The following is a 16,129-nucleotide window of genomic DNA, read 5'->3' on the forward strand; positions in this document are numbered from 1 at the left end:
TCGCATGAAAACGCACCACACAACAGGCCCGGCTCACGTGCCGACGCGGCAGTGGTGTATTGCGATCCGACCGTTTTAGGCGATGAGAGAGGCTTCCTGTTTATACCTGCAGTCGTGAAATGGACCGGCCTTTGCGCAAGCGCTACCTGGTCTGACCCTCTACGGCCGATCATCACCGGACGAACGACATATCCAGTCGCAAGCTCTGCGCGGTTGCCAGGAACGCTCTTGCATCGATCGCCCACGTAAGAGGAGCCCTGACATGCGGTCAGGTTTATACCTTGGTTATCGAGAAGGACATCACCATGCTCTCTCCCTACGCTCACGCCCCAGCAACCGCGCGTCACCTTGTGCCAAGCGTCGAGCCGGTCAAGCCCAAACCTTCACCCTATGATCCACCCGCCGACCTGTCACCGGGCGCGCGAGACGTCAGGACACACATACTGCTCCAAAAAGGCGATGTGACCTTTAGCCGCGAAATCACCTGGAGCACGGCGTACCCCGGTAAACCTAAGATTGTTGCCAATCAACTTAAGGTTGAAACCGGTAACGACGACGACATCATTCGCGTGCGCAGCTGGCCAGGTGACAAGTTGCAGTTCATCGTCAACGGACAGTCGTATGTGGTCGATATCCCACCCCAACAAAGCTTGAACAACAACCTGTTGATCAAGACCAATGGCGGTAATGACACAGTCATCGTCGAGGATGACGTCAAGCATTACGTGTTAATCGAGGGGGGTGATGGCGACGACAGACTCCAGGCCGGCGCAGGCCCGACCGGACTCCTTGGGCAAGACGGCAACGATACGCTGCGCTTGGGCAGTGGCTTTGGCGTTGCACAAGGTGGCGACGGCAACGACAGGCTGTACGGCGGCAGCGGCCCTACCATTCTGTTCGGCGAGGCTGGCGACGACCACCTCCAGGCCGGGTTCAGCAGCGCGCATAAATGGAACCTTCTCAATGGTGGTCCCGGCGACGACACGCTCTTGGGTGGGAGTGGGGACAACTACCTGCACGGAGAAGGCGGCGACGACGAATTGGTGGGGCATGACCGTACGTCGTTCTTCACCGGCGAAGGTAATGACCGCATTCGGAATAATCGGAGCAAGGACCGTATTTTCGCTGGCGCCAATGATCACTTCGACACCACGCAAGGCTCGGCTTTCACTGAGGTGAAACCGAGCACCACTGGCCAATAAGGTCAGCTCAAGGGGTGACCTTGCAGTGGCGAACACCGGCAAGGTCACCGTTGCCCACTCACTTTGCACCATCGTACCTAAAGCTCCTTCTCTCCAAGCCGATAGCCCTACGAAGCTCTAACAAAGCCGCGTCGATAATAACGCTTCGTAAGGACGATCCCATGCCCCCTCTGCGCTCCATCCAAACCCGCTACACCTTGTTTCTGGTGCTGTTCGTCCTGCTGATATTGGTGTTGACCGTTGTCGGTATCGGCCAGTTGGTGGCCCCCACGCTGCGCCATACCGAAGAACAGGTGGTGCTCAACCGCGTCGCCGAAGTGGCTGAGCGCATCCAGGGCGAACTGAACAAGGTTCAAGCCCAACAACGTAGCATCACCCAAACCATTCCCCTGCTCGACAGCGATGCCATCGACAAGGTGCTGCCCGGCCTGGTGGACCAGTATGGCGAGCTGAAAGTCTTCGGCGGCGGTATCTGGCCACTGCCCAACCAGCGCGCTCCAGGGCGCAACAAGTTCAGCACCTTCTGGCACCGTGATGCGTCGGGCAAACTGGCGGTCAACACGTTCTGGAACAGCGACGCTGCGCCCAACTACTACGACCAGAGCTGGTACAAAGGCGGCCTCGCCTCGCCGCGCGGCCAGTGCGCCTGGGCCGCCGCCTACAAGGACGACGCCAGCCAGGAGCCACGCACCAACTGTGCCATGGCCATTCAGCGCGATGGCGCAGCCTATGGCGTGGCCACCATTGACGTAACCCTGGGGTTCTTCAATGAGCTGGTGGCCAGCAAGGAAAAAGACATCGGCGGCCAGATGCTGATCGTTGAAGGCGACGGCAAGATCATCAGCAACAGTTCGCGCATCAGCGGCCCGGTGGTGTTGAAGAACATCAGCGAGCTGGCCAGCACCTCGGCGTTTGCCGCCCAAGTGAGTCAAGCCCTGGCCCATCGTGACCAAGGGCTTGTGCGTAACGAGTTCGACAACCAGGGCGTGGCCAGCACCTTCTACCTGCGCCCGATCGAGGGCACGCCGTGGTTCCTCGCCACCGCCCTGCCGACCTCGTTGATCACTGCCCAGCGTGATGACGTGCTCGGCAGCCTGGCCCTGCTGCAAATTCCCATGGTGTTGCTGCTGGTGCTGCTGGCCGCCTATGCGATCCGCCAACTGGTGCAGCGCATGAAGTCGTTGAAGACCAATATCGATGCCTTGTCAGCCGGCGACGCCGATCTGACGCGACGCATCACCATTCGCGCCGAAGACGAACTGGGCGCCATCGGCCATTCGGTCAACCACTTTATCGTCTACTTGCAGAACATGATTGGTGAAGTGACCCAGGCCACGGGCGCCATGTCGTCGAGCCTGGCGCAACTGCAGCAGACATCGGCCCACACCAACCAGATCCTGGTGCGCCACGCCTCGGAGACCGACCAGACCGTCACCGCCATCACGCAAATGAGCTCGACTGCCGACACCGTCGCGCAAAACGCGGCGGAAACCGCCTCGTTCACCCAGCGCGCCAACGAGCATGCCGACCGCTCCCGCGTGGTGGTGGGCGAAGCGTCCACCAGTGTCAGCGCCTTGATCGGCGAAGTCGCCAGCGCCACCCACACCGTGGAGGCCATGCGCCAGGACGCTGCACGCATCACCGAAACCCTCGGCGTGATCGGCGCGATTGCCGGCCAGACCAACCTGCTGGCCCTTAACGCAGCCATTGAAGCAGCGCGGGCTGGCGAGCAAGGCCGTGGTTTTGCGGTGGTGGCCGATGAAGTACGGGCGCTGGCGGCACGGACCCAGGCCAGCACCTCGCAGATCAACGAGATGCTCGCGCGCCTGACCACCGGCGTGAGTTCGTCGGTGGCGGCCATGGAAAACACCCAGGCCAGTTGCCAGTCGGCGGCGGATGCCACGGCACGGGTGAACACCGGGCTGGATGAGATGGCCGGTTCCGTCAGCCATATCAATAACCTCAGCACCCAGATCGCCACGGCGGCCGAGCAGCAAAGCGCAGTGACCGAGGAGATCAACCGCAGCATGGTGCAGATCCGACAGATGGTCGATGAGTTGGTAGAAAGTGGCCACGCCACCCAAACCAACACTCAGAGCCTGTTGGATGCCAATGGCCGGGTCATTGCATTGATGGGCCGCTTCAAGGTGCGCTGATAAAAGACTGAGACACTCCCGTGCAATGCGCGGGAGTGGGACTATTCTGACAGTTCTCAGGACAAACTCTCGCCACACAGGAGGTGTGTCATGCATGCAGCTGAGCATTCGGCCCGCTTGGAGCGGATCAGTCAGGAACGCTTTATCCAGGCGCCAATCGAGGTCATCTACGACTATGTGACCCAGCCGGATCGCTGGCACGAGTGGCACCCCACCTCCCTGAGTGCCGACACCGGCACCACCGGCTCACTGCCGGCCGGCACGCGCTTTACCGAAATCATCGACCTGCTGGGCGTGCGCGTCCCCATGAGCTATCGCGTACAAATCGCCCGCCGCCCCAGTGAATTCAAGACCGTGTTCACCTCCCTCGCGGTAGACGGTTCGATTCACTACTTCCTGCAACCCCACCGTGGCGGCACGCTGTTCAAACGGGTGCTCACCTACGAAACCGAATTGCAATTGGCCACCTTGCACGCGCGCATGATCGACCTGTCGACCATTGCGCTGGACCAACTCAAGCACCGCCTTGAAAACGCGGCTTTCGTATAATTTAGAAACATTACTGCCACCCCGCTCACCCTGTGGGAGCTGGCTTGCCTGCGATGACGTCGTCATGATCGCCGCAAAATCCCGACGCCGTCCTCTTGCCCACGAGCCCCACATGAAAAACCCCCTGCGACTGGCCCTACTTTGCGCCCTGTTCACCACCACACTGGCCCAGGCGGCCGACCTGATCCCAATCGACGTGCACCGCGATGCCAACTGCGGTTGCTGCAAAAAATGGATCAGTCACCTTGAAACCAACGGTTTCAAGGTTAATGACCATGTCGAAGCCGATATGAGCGCCGTCAAGCAGCGCCTGGGCGTAGCGCCGCGCCTGGGCTCGTGCCATACCGCCGTGATCGACGGCAAGTTCGTCGAAGGCCATGTGCCCGCCGAGCAGGTGCTGGCACTGCGCGAACGCGATGATCTGCTAGGCATTGCCGCGCCCGGCATGCCCATGGGCTCGCCCGGTATGGAAATGGGTGACCGCCGCGAGGCCTACCAGGTCATCGGCCTGACGCGCGACGGTCAGGATGTGGTGGTGGCTGACTACCCGGCCCACTGATTAATGCTCGCCGGTTACCTGGGGCTGTTTTTTGCCGCCTTTGGCGCAGCAACCTTGTTACCACTGCAATCGGAAGCCGTGCTGGTTGGCTTATTGCTCAGCGGCCACTACAGCCTGTGGCTGCTGCTGGGTATTGCGACGGTGGGCAATGTCCTGGGGTCGGTGGTCAATTGGTGGCTGGGCCGCTGGGTTGAACACTTCAAGGATCGCCGCTGGTTTCCGGTCAGCGCAAAGCAACTCGACAAGGCCAGTCGCCATTACGAACGCTGGGGGCACTGGACGTTATTGCTCAGTTGGGTGCCGATCATCGGTGACCCGCTGACCTTGGTCGCTGGGGTAATGCGCGAACCGCTGTGGCGGTTTTTGCTGTTGGTCACGCTGGCCAAGAGCCTGCGTTATGGCGTGCTGGCGGCGCTGACCCTGCACTGGGTGTTAATCCCCACTTAATCCCCTCGCAACAGCATCCGGGCATTCCTTCCGGAGCCCTGTTCATGTCGCTAATCCGCGCCTTTTGCATCACCGGCCTGCTCACGGCGAGCGCCGCTCCCGCCCTCGCCGCTGCTCCCCTTGCCACTACCTATGGCCCCGAGCTGCAAGGCTTTCAATACCCTCACCCGGTCGAACATTTCAGTTTCCAGTCCCAAGGCAAAACCCTGCACATGGGTTATATGGACGTGCCCGCCAAGGGCCGTGCCAATGGCCGCAGCGTGGTGTTGATGCACGGCAAGAACTTTTGCGGCGCCACTTGGGAAGATTCGATCAAGGCCTTGAGCGAAGCGGGTTACCGTGTGATCGCGCCGGACCAGATCGGGTTTTGCACCTCCAGCAAACCGGACCACTACCAGTACAGCTTCCAGCAACTGGCGATCAATACCCACCAACTGCTGGAGAAACTCGGCATTCAGAAGGCCACCCTCATCGGCCATTCCACCGGCGGCATGCTCGCCACCCGTTATGCACTGTTGTATCCGCAACAAACCGAGCAGTTGGCACTGGTCAATCCCATCGGCCTGGAAGACTGGAAAGCCTTGGGCGTACCGTATCGCAGCGTCGACCAGTGGTATGAGCGCGAGTTGAAACTCAGCGCCGACGGCATTCGCCAGTATGAACTCAACACTTACTACGTCGGGCGCTGGAAACCGGAATACGAACGTTGGGTCGACATGCTTGCCGGCCTCAATAATGGCCCGGGCCATACCCAGGTCGCATGGAACTCGGCGCTGATTTACGACATGATCTTCACCCAACCGGTGTACTACGAGTTCAAGGATTTGCAGATGCCCACGCTGCTGTTGATCGGCACGTCCGACACCACCGCCATTGGCAGCGATATCGCGCCGCCGGCGGTCAAGGCCAGGCTCGGTCACTACGACGTGCTGGGCAAGCAGGTGGCCAAGCTGATCCCCCATGCGACCCTGGTGGAATTCCCGGGCCTGGGCCACGCACCGCAGATGGAAGAACCGGCGCAGTTTCATAAGGCACTGTTACAGGGGTTAAACACCCTTTAATCCAACCTTTTTCGAGGCACTCCTGAATGTCGGTACAGATCGCAGTCATTGATGATTGGCAGAATGTGGCCAGTGGTGTGGTGGATTGGTCGGCATTGGCGGCGGTGGGCCAGGTGCATTTTCTGCACGATTACCCCGCCGATACCGCCACGATGGTTGAACGTTTGCAGGGGTTCGACGTGATTTGCCTGATGCGCGAGCGCTCGACCTTCGATCAGGCCCTGTTGCAAGGCCTGCCCAAGCTGAAACTGCTGGTGACCGGCGGCATGCGCAACGCGGCCATCGACATTGCCGCGGCTAAAGCCCTGGGCATCCAGGTGTGCGGCACCGACAGCTACAAGCAGGCGGCGCCGGAGTTAACCTGGGCGCTGATCATGGCCTCGACCCGCAACCTGCTGGCCGAAGCCAACTCACTGCGCGCCGGCGGCTGGCAGGTCGGGCTGGGTGGCGATCTGTATGGCAAAACCCTGGGGGTTCTCGGACTGGGCAGCATCGGCCAGAAGGTTGCGCAGTTTGGCCAGGCATTTGGCATGCGCGTGATTGCCTGGAGCGAGAACCTTACGCCGGAGCGGGCCGCAGAGGCGGGTGTGAGCTGGGTCAGCAAGCGTGAGTTGTTCGAACAGGCGGATATTCTGAGCGTGCATCTGGTACTCAGTGAGCGCAGTCGCGGCCTGGTGGATACGCAGGCGCTGGGTTGGATGAAACCGAGTGCGCGCCTGGTCAATACCTCACGTGGGCCGATTGTGGATGAGCAGGCGCTGATCGAGGCGTTATCGGCCGGGCGACTGGCGGGGGCCGCATTGGATGTGTATAGCGAAGAGCCACTACCGGTTGATCATCCCTTCCGGCGCTTGCCGAATGTGTTGGCCACGCCCCACGTCGGGTATGTGAGTGAACAGAATTATCGGCAGTTTTATCAGCAGATGATCGAGGACATTCAGGCCTGGGCCAGCGGCACGCCGATTCGCAGCCTATAAGCGGCATCGCAAGCAAGCTTGTCTTGCCATGCAGGCTTGTTGTGGCATGCAAGCTTGTTGTGGCGAGCAGGCTTGCCCTGCGTTGGGCTGCGCAGCAGCCCCATAATGAGCACACCCGGTCTATCTGATGCACCGATTGAGCGATTTGGGAGCGCTGCGCGCTCCAACGCAGGGCAAGCCTGCTCGCCACAACAAGCCTGCTCGCCACACCAGCTCTTTTCACTTCAATTACCCGCCGTTCTCCCAGAATCACCGCAAGTTCCGAACGGTGCATATCGTTACAAGTTTTTTGTCCTACAAAAAACCCCTAGAAACCGTACAGTCTCTGGGATCTGTCCTAGACTGATGACCGATGGGTCCGTTTCAAAACAAAAACCCCGCAAAAAATCGAAACTTTACAACTCTGCCGCAGGTCAAGTTTTTAAGGGAGACGAGCGCAGGCGCTTCAGCCGAACGCCCGTCCATCCACTCTTTTTTCGCAATGGGTGCAACTGGCATACGCCTTGCCAGCTTGTACTGTGCTTGTGCGCCTGGCCGCAGGATGTGGCCAATCGGAGCCGATGGCAGCGGGCCATCAGCCGACCAAACATGTAGGAGAGAACTATGATCAGTGCTGCAGTCGATACTCAGGGAGAGCGTTTTAGTCAGCCGGCAGGGGGACCGACTTCGTTGGCCGACCTGCCCAACACTGTGCGGCCGATCGTGAGTCAGAACCCTAATCGTAAGAAAGTCCTGTTTGTGACGTCCGAATTCGCCGACCTGGTGAAAACCGGCGGCCTGGGCGACGTCTCCGCTGCCCTGCCCCGCGCCATGGCGCACCTGCATGATGTGCGCGTGTTGATCCCGGGCTACCCGCAGGTAATGGAAAGTGACAACCCGATCCATATCATTGGCGAGCTGGGCGGGCACGCAGCGCTGCCGCCGTGCAAGATCGGGCGCATGGACCTCAAGGATGGCCTGGTTATCTATGTGCTGATCTGCCCCGAGCTCTACGAGCGTGAAGGCACGCCCTACGGCGCCAACAATGGCCGCGACTGGCCGGACAACCATATCCGCTTCGCTCGCCTGGGCCTGGCCGCCGCCGACATGGCCGCCAACCTGGCGCAGATCCACTGGTGCCCGGACCTGGTGCACGCCCATGACTGGCCGGCTGGCCTGGCGCCGGCTTATATGCACTGGCGTGGGTCGCGCACCCCCACGCTGTTCACCATTCATAACCTCGCCTACCAGGGGGTGGTCAGCCTGGCGTCGACCCCGGAATTGGGCATTCCACCCCATGCCCTGCAACAGGAAGGCATGGAGTTCTACGGCAAGATGTCGTTCCTCAAGGCGGGCATGGCGTATTCCAGCCATATCACCACCGTGAGTGCGACCTACGCCCAGGAAATCACCACCCCGGAATTCGGCTGTGGCCTCGACGGCTTCCTCGCCAGCAAGACCCAGCAAGGCCTGCTCAGCGGGATTCCCAATGGCATCGACGAAAGCTGGGAAACCTCCACCGACACGCATCTGACCCATAACTTCAATATTGGCGACTGGGAGGGCAAAGCCGTAAATGCCGCCCATGTGCGCGAGCTGTTCGGCCTGCACGAGTCCAGCGGCCCGCTGTTCGCGGTGGTATCGCGCCTGGTGTACCAAAAAGGCCTGGACCTGACCGAAGCGGTCAGCAGCTTTATTGTCGAGAACGGTGGCCAGATCGCCATCATCGGCCGTGGCGAGCCGGAAGAAGAACACGCCATGCGCGAACTGGCCCTGCGCTTTCCTGGCCAGGTCGGGGTGCGCATCGGCTTCAACGAAACCGATGCACGGCGCATGTTCGCCGGCAGCGATTTCCTGCTGATGCCCTCGCGCTATGAGCCGTGTGGCTTGAGCCAGATGTACGCCCAGCGTTTCGGCTCGCTGCCGGTGGCGCGCAATACCGGCGGCTTGGCGGACACCATCGAAAATGGCGTCACCGGCTTCCTGTTCAATGAGTCCACTGTCGAGAGCTATAAAGAAGCACTGAGCCGCGCGTTCAGGGTGTTTGCCAATAAAGGCCTGCTTAACGCCATGCGCAGCCGCTCCATGACCCAACCGTTCAACTGGTGCCAGGCGGTGGAACCCTACGCCGAGCTTTACGAGCAACTGGTGGCCAAGGCCCTGGGGAAACCCACGAAGTAATTTTTTGGTTGTTGTTTCAAAAAAGGGAGGTCTTCATAGATGCCGTCACGGACTCTGGAAACCTGGCCCCACGGCGCAATCATGCTGGACGCGCAACACACGCGTTTTGCCTTGTGGGCGCCAGACGCGTTTTATGTCAGCGTTGAATTGCAAGACGGCAAGTCCATCGCCATGCTGCCCCAGGCAGATGGCTGGTTCGAGGTAGAAACCGAGTGCCCGGCGGGCACTTGTTACCGCTACAACATTGATGGCGAACAGGACGTGCCGGACCCGGCATCCCGGGCCCAGGCACTCGACGTGCACGGCTGGAGCGTGGTCGTCGACCCCCTCGCCTACGAATGGCGACACAGCCAGTGGCAAGGGCGCCCTTGGCATGAGGCGGTGATCTACGAACTGCATGTGGGCGTACTGGGTGGCTATGCCGGCGTGCAAAAGCACCTGCCACGCCTGGCCGAACTGGGCGTGACCGCCATTGAACTAATGCCGCTGGCGCAATTTCCCGGCGAGCGCAATTGGGGCTACGACGGGGTTCTGCCCTACGCCCCGCAAGCCTCCTATGGCTCCCCCGAACAACTCAAGGCCCTGATCGACAGTGCCCACGAACACGGTTTGGCGGTGATCCTGGATGTGGTCTACAACCACTTCGGCCCCGATGGCAATTACCTGGGCCAGTACGCCCAAGGCTTCTTTGAAGAAGACGTGCACACGCCGTGGGGCGCCGGAATTGATTTTGATCGCCGTGAGGTGCGCGACTTTTTCCTCGACAACGCACTGATGTGGTTGCTCGAGTACCGCTTCGACGGCCTGCGCCTGGACGCGGTCCACGCCATCGACAACCCCGGTTTCCTCAAGGAACTTGCGCAACGGGTACGTCAGCAGGTGGACACCGGCCGGCACGTGTGGCTGGTGCTGGAAAACGAACTCAACCAGGCCCGCCTGCTCAAGCACGACTTTGATGCGCAGTGGAATGACGACTTCCATAACGTACTGCACGTACTGCTCACGGGCGAAACGGATGCGTATTACAGCGACTTCGCACAAGACCCCACCGAGAAGCTCGCGCGCTGCCTGGGCGAAGGTTTTATCTACCAAGGCCACACCACCCGTCACGGCCATGCGCGCGGCGAACCCAGTGGTGATCTGCCACCCAGCGCCTTCGTGGCGTTTTTGCAAAACCACGACCAGGTCGGCAACCGCGCCTTGGGCGAGCGCCTGCACCAACTGTGCTCGCCCCAGGCGTTGAAGGCGGCCACCACCTTACTGCTGATGTCGCCGATGATTCCGCTGATGTTTATGGGCGATGAAGTCAACGCCGAGCAGCCGTTCCTGTTTTTCACCGATCATCACGGTGAGCTGGCCGAAGCCGTGCGCGAAGGCCGACGCAACGAATTTGCCGATTTCGCCGCGTTTAAAGACCCTGAGCGGCGCGAACAGATCCCCGACCCGAATGCGCTGCCGACTTTCCTGCAGTCGGCGCCCCTCTTCACTGAGAACGAACACGCGCAGCTTTACCGTCAGCTGCTGAGCCTGCGCCATCGGCACATCGTGCCGCACTTGCCCGGCAGCGTGGCCCTGGGCGCGCAGGTACTGGCCGACGGCGCCGTCACCGCGCGCTGGCGCCTGGGCAACGGCAGCCTGTTGCAGATTGACCTGAACCTGGGTGCCACGCCGCTGGATCACCCGGCGCCGCCGCACCTGCTATTCGAGACGTCTGCCCATGAAGGCGCGCAACTGGCGCCGTTCAGCGCACGCGTCGCCTTATCCCCTGTTGGAGATCACCCTTGAGCGAAGCGAACCTGGAAATTCTCGCCAGCCGCGCGGGCCTGGCCGTCGATTGGATCGACGCAAACGGCCGCCCGCAACATGTCGAACCCGCCGCCTTGCGTGCCGTCCTCAAAGGCCTGGGCCACCCGGCCGATACTGACGCCGAGATCAATGCCAGCCTGCTCGAAATGGAACGGGTGCAACAAGACAAGCACCTGCCACCGCTGATGACCGTGGACACCGGCGTGGGTCTGGACCTCGCGCATTACTTCGCCCCGGACACACCGTGCCGCGTCAGCCTGGAACAGGGCGAAACCCTGGAATTGCGCCTGGACGGCAATGCCGAACTGCCCGGCGTAATCGCGCTGGGTTATCACCAGGTGCATATCGACGACCAAACCTTCACCCTGGCCGTGGCCCCTACCCATTGCTACAGCGTCGCTGAAGCGGTCGACAGCCAACCGGCCCGCGCCTGGGGCCTGAGTGCGCAGCTGTATGCACTGCGCCGCCTGGGTGACGGCGGCTTCGGTGACACCCTGGCATTGGAGCACCTGGCCCGCAGCGCCGCCGAACGCGGCGCCGATGCCTTGGCCATCAGCCCGATGCATGCGATGTTCAGCGCCGACACCGAGCGCTACAGCCCCTACTCACCTTCCAGCCGCCTGTTCCTCAACAGCCTGTATGCCTCGCCCGCCTGCATCCTTGGCGAGCGCGAAGTGCGCAACGCCATCGAGGCACTGGACCTTACGGATGAGCTGCACGCCCTGGAACAGCTCACCTTGATCGACTGGCCCACCGCCGCCCGCGCCAAGCAGCGCCTGTTGCGTGCCTTGTATGAAGATTTCCGCCACGGCCAGCACCCGCAACACGCCGACTTCCTGAGCTTTCGCCAGGCCGGCGGCGAAGCCCTGGAGAACCACTGTCGCTTTGAAGCCGTGCAAGCCTTGCGTGCCGCCGCCGGTGAAGACCTCGACTGGCGCCACTGGCCCGAAGCATGGCGCTCGCCTCAGAGCCCGGCGCTGACGCAATTTGCCGCCGACCATACGAATGAGATCGGCTATTTTGCCTTCTGCCAATGGCTGATCGCACGCAGCCTGGAGCGCGCGCAACAAGCCGCGCGTGGCAGCGGCATGGGCATCGGCCTGATCGCAGACCTGGCGGTCGGTGCCGATGGCGGCGGCAGCCAGGCGTGGAGCCGGCAGGACGAGCTACTCGCCAACCTTACCGTCGGCGCGCCACCGGACATTCTCAACCGCGCGGGTCAAGGCTGGGGCATCTCGGCGTTTTCCCCTGAAGGTCTCAAGCGCAACGGCTTTCGCGCCTTTATCGAAATGCTGCGGGCCAACTTCGCCCACGCCGGCGGCCTGCGCATTGACCATGTGATGGGCCTGCAACGCCTGTGGGTCATCCCCATGGACGCTACGCCGCGCGAAGGCGCGTATTTGTACTACCCGGTGGATGACCTGCTGCGCCTGCTGGCGCTGGAATCCCACCGCCACCAGGCCATCGTGCTCGGTGAAGACCTGGGCACCGTGCCCGATGGCCTGCGCGAAAAACTCAGCGGCCGCTCGATCCTGGGCATGCGCGTCTTACTCTTTGAACAAAACCACGACGGCCACTTCAAGCCGATCCTCGACTGGCCGGACAACGCCCTGGCTACCACCAGCACCCACGACTTGCCAACCCTCAACGGCTGGTGGCACAGCCGCGATATCGAATGGAATATCCAGCTGGGCCTGATCGATGCGCCGACCGTGGAGCAATGGAGCGAACACCGCCTGCGCGAACGCCAGGCGCTGCGCCAGGCCTTGAGCCAGGACCCGCAGAACTTCGTCGATGAAATCCGCAATGACACCGACCATATGCTCGACGCCAGCGTGCGCTACCTGGGCCACACCCGCGCGCCGTTGGTGCTGTTGCCGCTGGAAGACGCGCTGGGCATCGAGGAACAAGCCAACCTGCCCGGCACCACCGACACCCACCCCAATTGGCGCCGCCGCCTGCCGGGTGAAGCCGCCAGCCTGCTCGACAACGACAGCGCCGCCCGCCGCCTGGAGCTGCTGGCCGTGGCGCGCAACCAGGCCCATGAGCGTGACCGATGAACGCATTACCCCTGCGCGCGACCCAGCGCCTGCAATTTCACAAAGGCTTCACCCTGGATGATGCCGTGCCCCTGGTGCCCTACTTCGCCCAACTGGGCATCAGCCACCTGTATGCCTCGCCGCTGCTGGCCGCCCGCGCCGGTTCCATGCACGGCTACGATGTGGTTGACCCGACCCGCGTCAACCCCGAACTTGGCGGCGAGCCGGCCTTGCACAGGCTGGTTGCGGCACTGCGTGAGCATGGGATGGGGCTGATCCTCGATATCGTCTCCAACCATATGGCCGTCGGCGGTGCAGACAACCCGTGGTGGCTGGACCTCTTGGAATGGGGCCGCCTGAGTCCCTACAGTGAGTTTTTCGATATCCAGTGGCACTCGCCGGACCCGCTGCTCAAGGGCCAATTGCTGATGCCGTTTCTGGGCAGCGACTACGGTGAAGCGCTGCAAAGCGGCAACCTGGCGCTCAAGTTCGATGCCGTGCAGGGCGGTTTTTACGTCGAGCATTACGAGCACCGCTTCCCGATTTGCCCGCGTGACTACGCCATGATTCTGGGCGGCGATGAATTGTTGAAGCCCCTGGCCGAGCGTTTCAGCGCCCTTGCCTGCCAGGATGACGCCTACACCGAAGCCGGCTGGCTCAAACACGTGCTGGCCGAACGGGCCACCGAAGCCTCGGTGCTGCACGCCATCGAACGCCAGCTGGCCGAATTTGATGGGCGCCAGCCGGACGGCTTCAATCACTTGCACGCCTTGCTGGAACAACAGGTTTATCGGCTGGCCAGTTGGCGCACCGCAGCGGACGATATCAACTGGCGGCGCTTCTTCGACGTCAACGAACTCGGCGGCCTGCGCGTAGAACGCAGCGCCGTGTTCGAAGCCACCCACGGCAAGATTTTCGAGCTGATCAGCCAAGGGCTGGTAGACGGCTTGCGCATCGACCATATCGACGGGTTGGCTGACCCACGCGGGTATTGCCGCAAGTTGCGCAGGCGCGTGGATTCCCTTTCGCCCAACCGGCATTTGCCGATCTTCGTAGAAAAAATCCTCGGTGAAGGCGAAACCCTGCGCGAAGACTGGCAGGTAGACGGCACCACCGGCTATGAATTCATGAACCAGCTGTCGCTGTTGCAGCACGACCCAACAGGCTTTGCGCCGTTGGCGGAGCTGTGGACGCGCTACAGCGAACGGCCTGCTGCCTTTATCGAAGAAGCCTGGCTGGCCCGCCAGCAGATTCTCAACGGTTCCCTGGCCGGTGACTTCGAGAGTGTGGCCCAGGCCCTGCTGCAAGTGGCTCGCGACGACGTGATGACCCGCGACCTGACCCTGGGCGCAATCCGCCGTGCCTTGCAGGAGCTGATCGTGCACTTCCCGGTGTACCGCACCTACATCAGTGCCCGTGGGCGCAGCGCCCATGATGATGTGTTTTTCCTGCAAGCCTTGGCCGGTGCTCGCAGCACCTTGGGCGAAGGCGACTGGCCGGTGCTCGACCACCTGGAAAAATGGCTGGGCGGCCAGCCGTGGCGCAACCGCCCGGTCGGGCGTGAACGCAAGATGCTCAAGCATGCCTGCGTGCGCTTCCAGCAGCTCACGTCGCCGGCGGCGGCCAAGGCCGTGGAAGACACCGCCTTCTACCGCTCGGCGGTGCTGCTGTCGCGTAACGATGTGGGCTTCAGCACCGAACAGTTCAGTGCACCGCTGGCGGACTTTCATGCGGCCAATCAACAGCGCCTGCAGACCTTCCCCGACAACCTGCTGGCCACCGCCACTCACGACCACAAGCGCGGCGAAGACACGCGAGCGCGCCTGGCAGTACTGAGTGAATGCGCACCTTGGTACGTCGAACAAGTCGAGCATTGGCGCCGCCTCGCCGCACCGTTGCGCGACGATGCACACAGCCCGTCGGCGGGCGATGAACTGATCCTTTACCAAGTGCTGCTCGGCAGTTGGCCGCTGGATAGCAACCCGGACATGCAGGGTTACCAGCAACGCCTGTGGCAATGGCAGCAAAAAGCCCTGCGCGAAGCCAAGTTGCAAAGCAGTTGGAGCGCGCCCAACGAAGCCTATGAACAGGCGGTCGATGCCTTCCTGTCACGCCTGTTGCTCAGCGATGCCGGCACCCCGTTACGCAAGGCCATCGGCAGCGCCGCCCAGGCCATCGCCCCGGCGGGCGCACTGAACGGCCTGGCGCAATCCTTGCTTCGTATCACCGTGCCGGGTGTACCGGATTTGTACCAGGGCGATGAGTTCTGGGACTTCAGCCTGGTAGACCCGGACAACCGCCGCCCGGTGGACTTCAACGCACGGCAACAGGCGTTGAACACACCGCCGGACGTCGGCGAGCTGTTGTCCCATTGGCGCGACGGGCGTATCAAACAGGCGCTGATTGCCCAAGTGCTGGCCGTGCGCAAGGCCAACGCCGAACGCTTCCAACGCGGCAGCTACACGCCGCTGGAAGTGGTAGGCAAGCACGCCGATCACGTCGTCGCATTTTGCCGCACGTATCAAGGCAAACACCTGCTGGTGGTGGTGCCACGCTGGCCCCATCGCCTGCTGGAAAACGGTGAACAACCCCATATCAATGCGCAGGTTTGGGGCGATACGCGGGTGAAATTACCGTTCGCCACCACAACACAAAACTGGAAGGGACTTTTTCATACAGGCGCAGTCACACCAAACAAGGAGCTGTTGATCAGCGCTGCCCTGGGGGATTTCCCGGTCAATGTCTTTATCAATCCCGATGATCAAGAAAGCTGAAAATTTTCTGTGAGGAGTATTGTGATGAGTACTGAAGACAAACGCATACGCGAGTTGGCGCATCAGATCTGGGAATCCGAAGGCAAGCCCCACGGTGAAGATGCACGCCACTGGGAGATGGCGCGCAAATTAGCCGAAGCCGAAGCGCTGACCCCAAGCAAACCCAAAGCTGCGGCCAAACCCAAGACCGCTCCCAAGCCTGCGCCAAAAGCCAAGCCGCCGGCCCCGGCGGCCAGCAAGCCCGCACCGCCAGCGGCCAAAAAGCCTGCGGCGCCGAAAAAGCCCAAGCCTTAACAGCCCACGCGCCTCCTGCCGACACTGTCGCCAGGAGGCCCTTTTTACTTTTCAGTGCGCCAGCTGAGCAACCGTCGGCACGGTAGCGCTCGGCCCGAAAAAAGA

General features: G+C 61.8%; 12 protein-coding genes. All 12 read left to right on the plus strand.

Going from position 1 to position 16,129, the window contains the following annotated elements; genetic code table 11:
* Nucleotides 1–305 precede the first annotated feature (305 nt).
* The 12 genes from HBO23_RS15955 (at nt 306) to HBO23_RS16010 (ending at nt 16,024) form a co-directional block, all read left to right on the plus strand.
* Entirely contained in the window at nt 306–1,202 is an 897-nt protein-coding gene (locus tag HBO23_RS15955; protein WP_080593797.1) for a calcium-binding protein, read from the plus strand.
* A gap of 161 nt (nt 1,203–1,363) precedes the next feature.
* Nucleotides 1,364–3,358 (plus strand): methyl-accepting chemotaxis protein, encoded by a 1,995-nt coding sequence (locus tag HBO23_RS15960; RefSeq protein WP_170037595.1) that lies wholly within the window; start codon nt 1,364–1,366, stop codon nt 3,356–3,358.
* Nucleotides 3,359–3,448: 90 nt separating this feature from the next.
* On the plus strand, nt 3,449–3,907 hold the full coding sequence (locus HBO23_RS15965; RefSeq protein WP_017138908.1) for an SRPBCC family protein: 459 nt from the start codon (nt 3,449–3,451) through the stop codon (nt 3,905–3,907).
* Nucleotides 3,908–4,019: 112 nt separating this feature from the next.
* The gene (locus HBO23_RS15970; RefSeq protein WP_169986211.1) at nt 4,020–4,466 is read left to right on the plus strand and encodes a DUF411 domain-containing protein; all 447 of its coding nucleotides are present in this window, start codon (nt 4,020–4,022) and stop codon (nt 4,464–4,466) included.
* 3 nt (nt 4,467–4,469) lie between these two features.
* A complete protein-coding gene (locus HBO23_RS15975; protein WP_017138910.1) occupies nt 4,470–4,913 on the plus strand; it encodes a YqaA family protein in 444 nt (147 codons plus the stop codon).
* A gap of 44 nt (nt 4,914–4,957) precedes the next feature.
* Nucleotides 4,958–5,974 carry an alpha/beta hydrolase gene (locus tag HBO23_RS15980; RefSeq protein WP_170037598.1) on the plus strand — a complete coding sequence of 339 codons (1,017 nt, stop codon included), beginning with the start codon at nt 4,958–4,960 and terminating at the stop codon, nt 5,972–5,974.
* A 26-nt stretch (nt 5,975–6,000) separates the two neighbouring features.
* Nucleotides 6,001–6,951: a D-2-hydroxyacid dehydrogenase family protein gene (locus tag HBO23_RS15985; RefSeq protein WP_170037601.1), complete on the plus strand. Its 951-nt coding sequence runs from the start codon at nt 6,001–6,003 to the stop codon at nt 6,949–6,951.
* A 603-nt stretch (nt 6,952–7,554) separates the two neighbouring features.
* The gene (gene glgA, locus HBO23_RS15990) at nt 7,555–9,111 is read left to right on the plus strand and encodes a glycogen synthase GlgA (RefSeq protein WP_169986213.1); all 1,557 of its coding nucleotides are present in this window, start codon (nt 7,555–7,557) and stop codon (nt 9,109–9,111) included.
* Nucleotides 9,112–9,150: 39 nt separating this feature from the next.
* Nucleotides 9,151–10,896: a malto-oligosyltrehalose trehalohydrolase gene (treZ, locus tag HBO23_RS15995; protein WP_170037604.1), complete on the plus strand. Its 1,746-nt coding sequence runs from the start codon at nt 9,151–9,153 to the stop codon at nt 10,894–10,896.
* A complete protein-coding gene (gene malQ / locus HBO23_RS16000) occupies nt 10,893–12,977 on the plus strand; it encodes a 4-alpha-glucanotransferase (RefSeq protein ID WP_099549667.1) in 2,085 nt (694 codons plus the stop codon). Before treZ ends, malQ begins: the two co-directional genes overlap by 4 nt.
* Entirely contained in the window at nt 12,974–15,730 is a 2,757-nt protein-coding gene (locus tag HBO23_RS16005) for a malto-oligosyltrehalose synthase (protein WP_170037607.1), read from the plus strand. The genes malQ and HBO23_RS16005 overlap by 4 nt, the downstream gene beginning before the upstream one ends.
* 24 nt (nt 15,731–15,754) lie before the next feature.
* Nucleotides 15,755–16,024: a DUF2934 domain-containing protein gene (locus tag HBO23_RS16010; protein ID WP_017138916.1), complete on the plus strand. Its 270-nt coding sequence runs from the start codon at nt 15,755–15,757 to the stop codon at nt 16,022–16,024.
* The last annotated feature ends 105 nt before the right edge of the window (nt 16,025–16,129 follow it).

This window comes from Pseudomonas sp. WS 5532, from assembly GCF_012985445.1.
GTDB classification, from domain to species: Bacteria; Pseudomonadota; Gammaproteobacteria; order Pseudomonadales; family Pseudomonadaceae; genus Aquipseudomonas; species Aquipseudomonas edaphica.

Bases quoted from the DNA above. Each gene is read 5' to 3' on its own strand.
- HBO23_RS15955 (WP_080593797.1), top strand. From the start codon at position 306: ATGCTCTCTCCCTACGCTCACGCCCCAGCAACCGCGCGTCACCTTGTG.
- HBO23_RS15960 (WP_170037595.1), top strand. From the start codon at position 1,364: ATGCCCCCTCTGCGCTCCATCCAAACCCGCTACACCTTGTTTCTGGTG.
- HBO23_RS15965 (WP_017138908.1), top strand. From the start codon at position 3,449: ATGCATGCAGCTGAGCATTCGGCCCGCTTGGAGCGGATCAGTCAGGAA.
- HBO23_RS15970 (WP_169986211.1), top strand. From the start codon at position 4,020: ATGAAAAACCCCCTGCGACTGGCCCTACTTTGCGCCCTGTTCACCACC.
- HBO23_RS15975 (WP_017138910.1), top strand. From the start codon at position 4,470: ATGCTCGCCGGTTACCTGGGGCTGTTTTTTGCCGCCTTTGGCGCAGCA.
- HBO23_RS15980 (WP_170037598.1), top strand. From the start codon at position 4,958: ATGTCGCTAATCCGCGCCTTTTGCATCACCGGCCTGCTCACGGCGAGC.
- HBO23_RS15985 (WP_170037601.1), top strand. From the start codon at position 6,001: ATGTCGGTACAGATCGCAGTCATTGATGATTGGCAGAATGTGGCCAGT.
- glgA (WP_169986213.1), top strand. From the start codon at position 7,555: ATGATCAGTGCTGCAGTCGATACTCAGGGAGAGCGTTTTAGTCAGCCG.
- treZ (WP_170037604.1), top strand. From the start codon at position 9,151: ATGCCGTCACGGACTCTGGAAACCTGGCCCCACGGCGCAATCATGCTG.
- HBO23_RS16005 (WP_170037607.1), top strand. From the start codon at position 12,974: ATGAACGCATTACCCCTGCGCGCGACCCAGCGCCTGCAATTTCACAAA.
- HBO23_RS16010 (WP_017138916.1), top strand. From the start codon at position 15,755: ATGAGTACTGAAGACAAACGCATACGCGAGTTGGCGCATCAGATCTGG.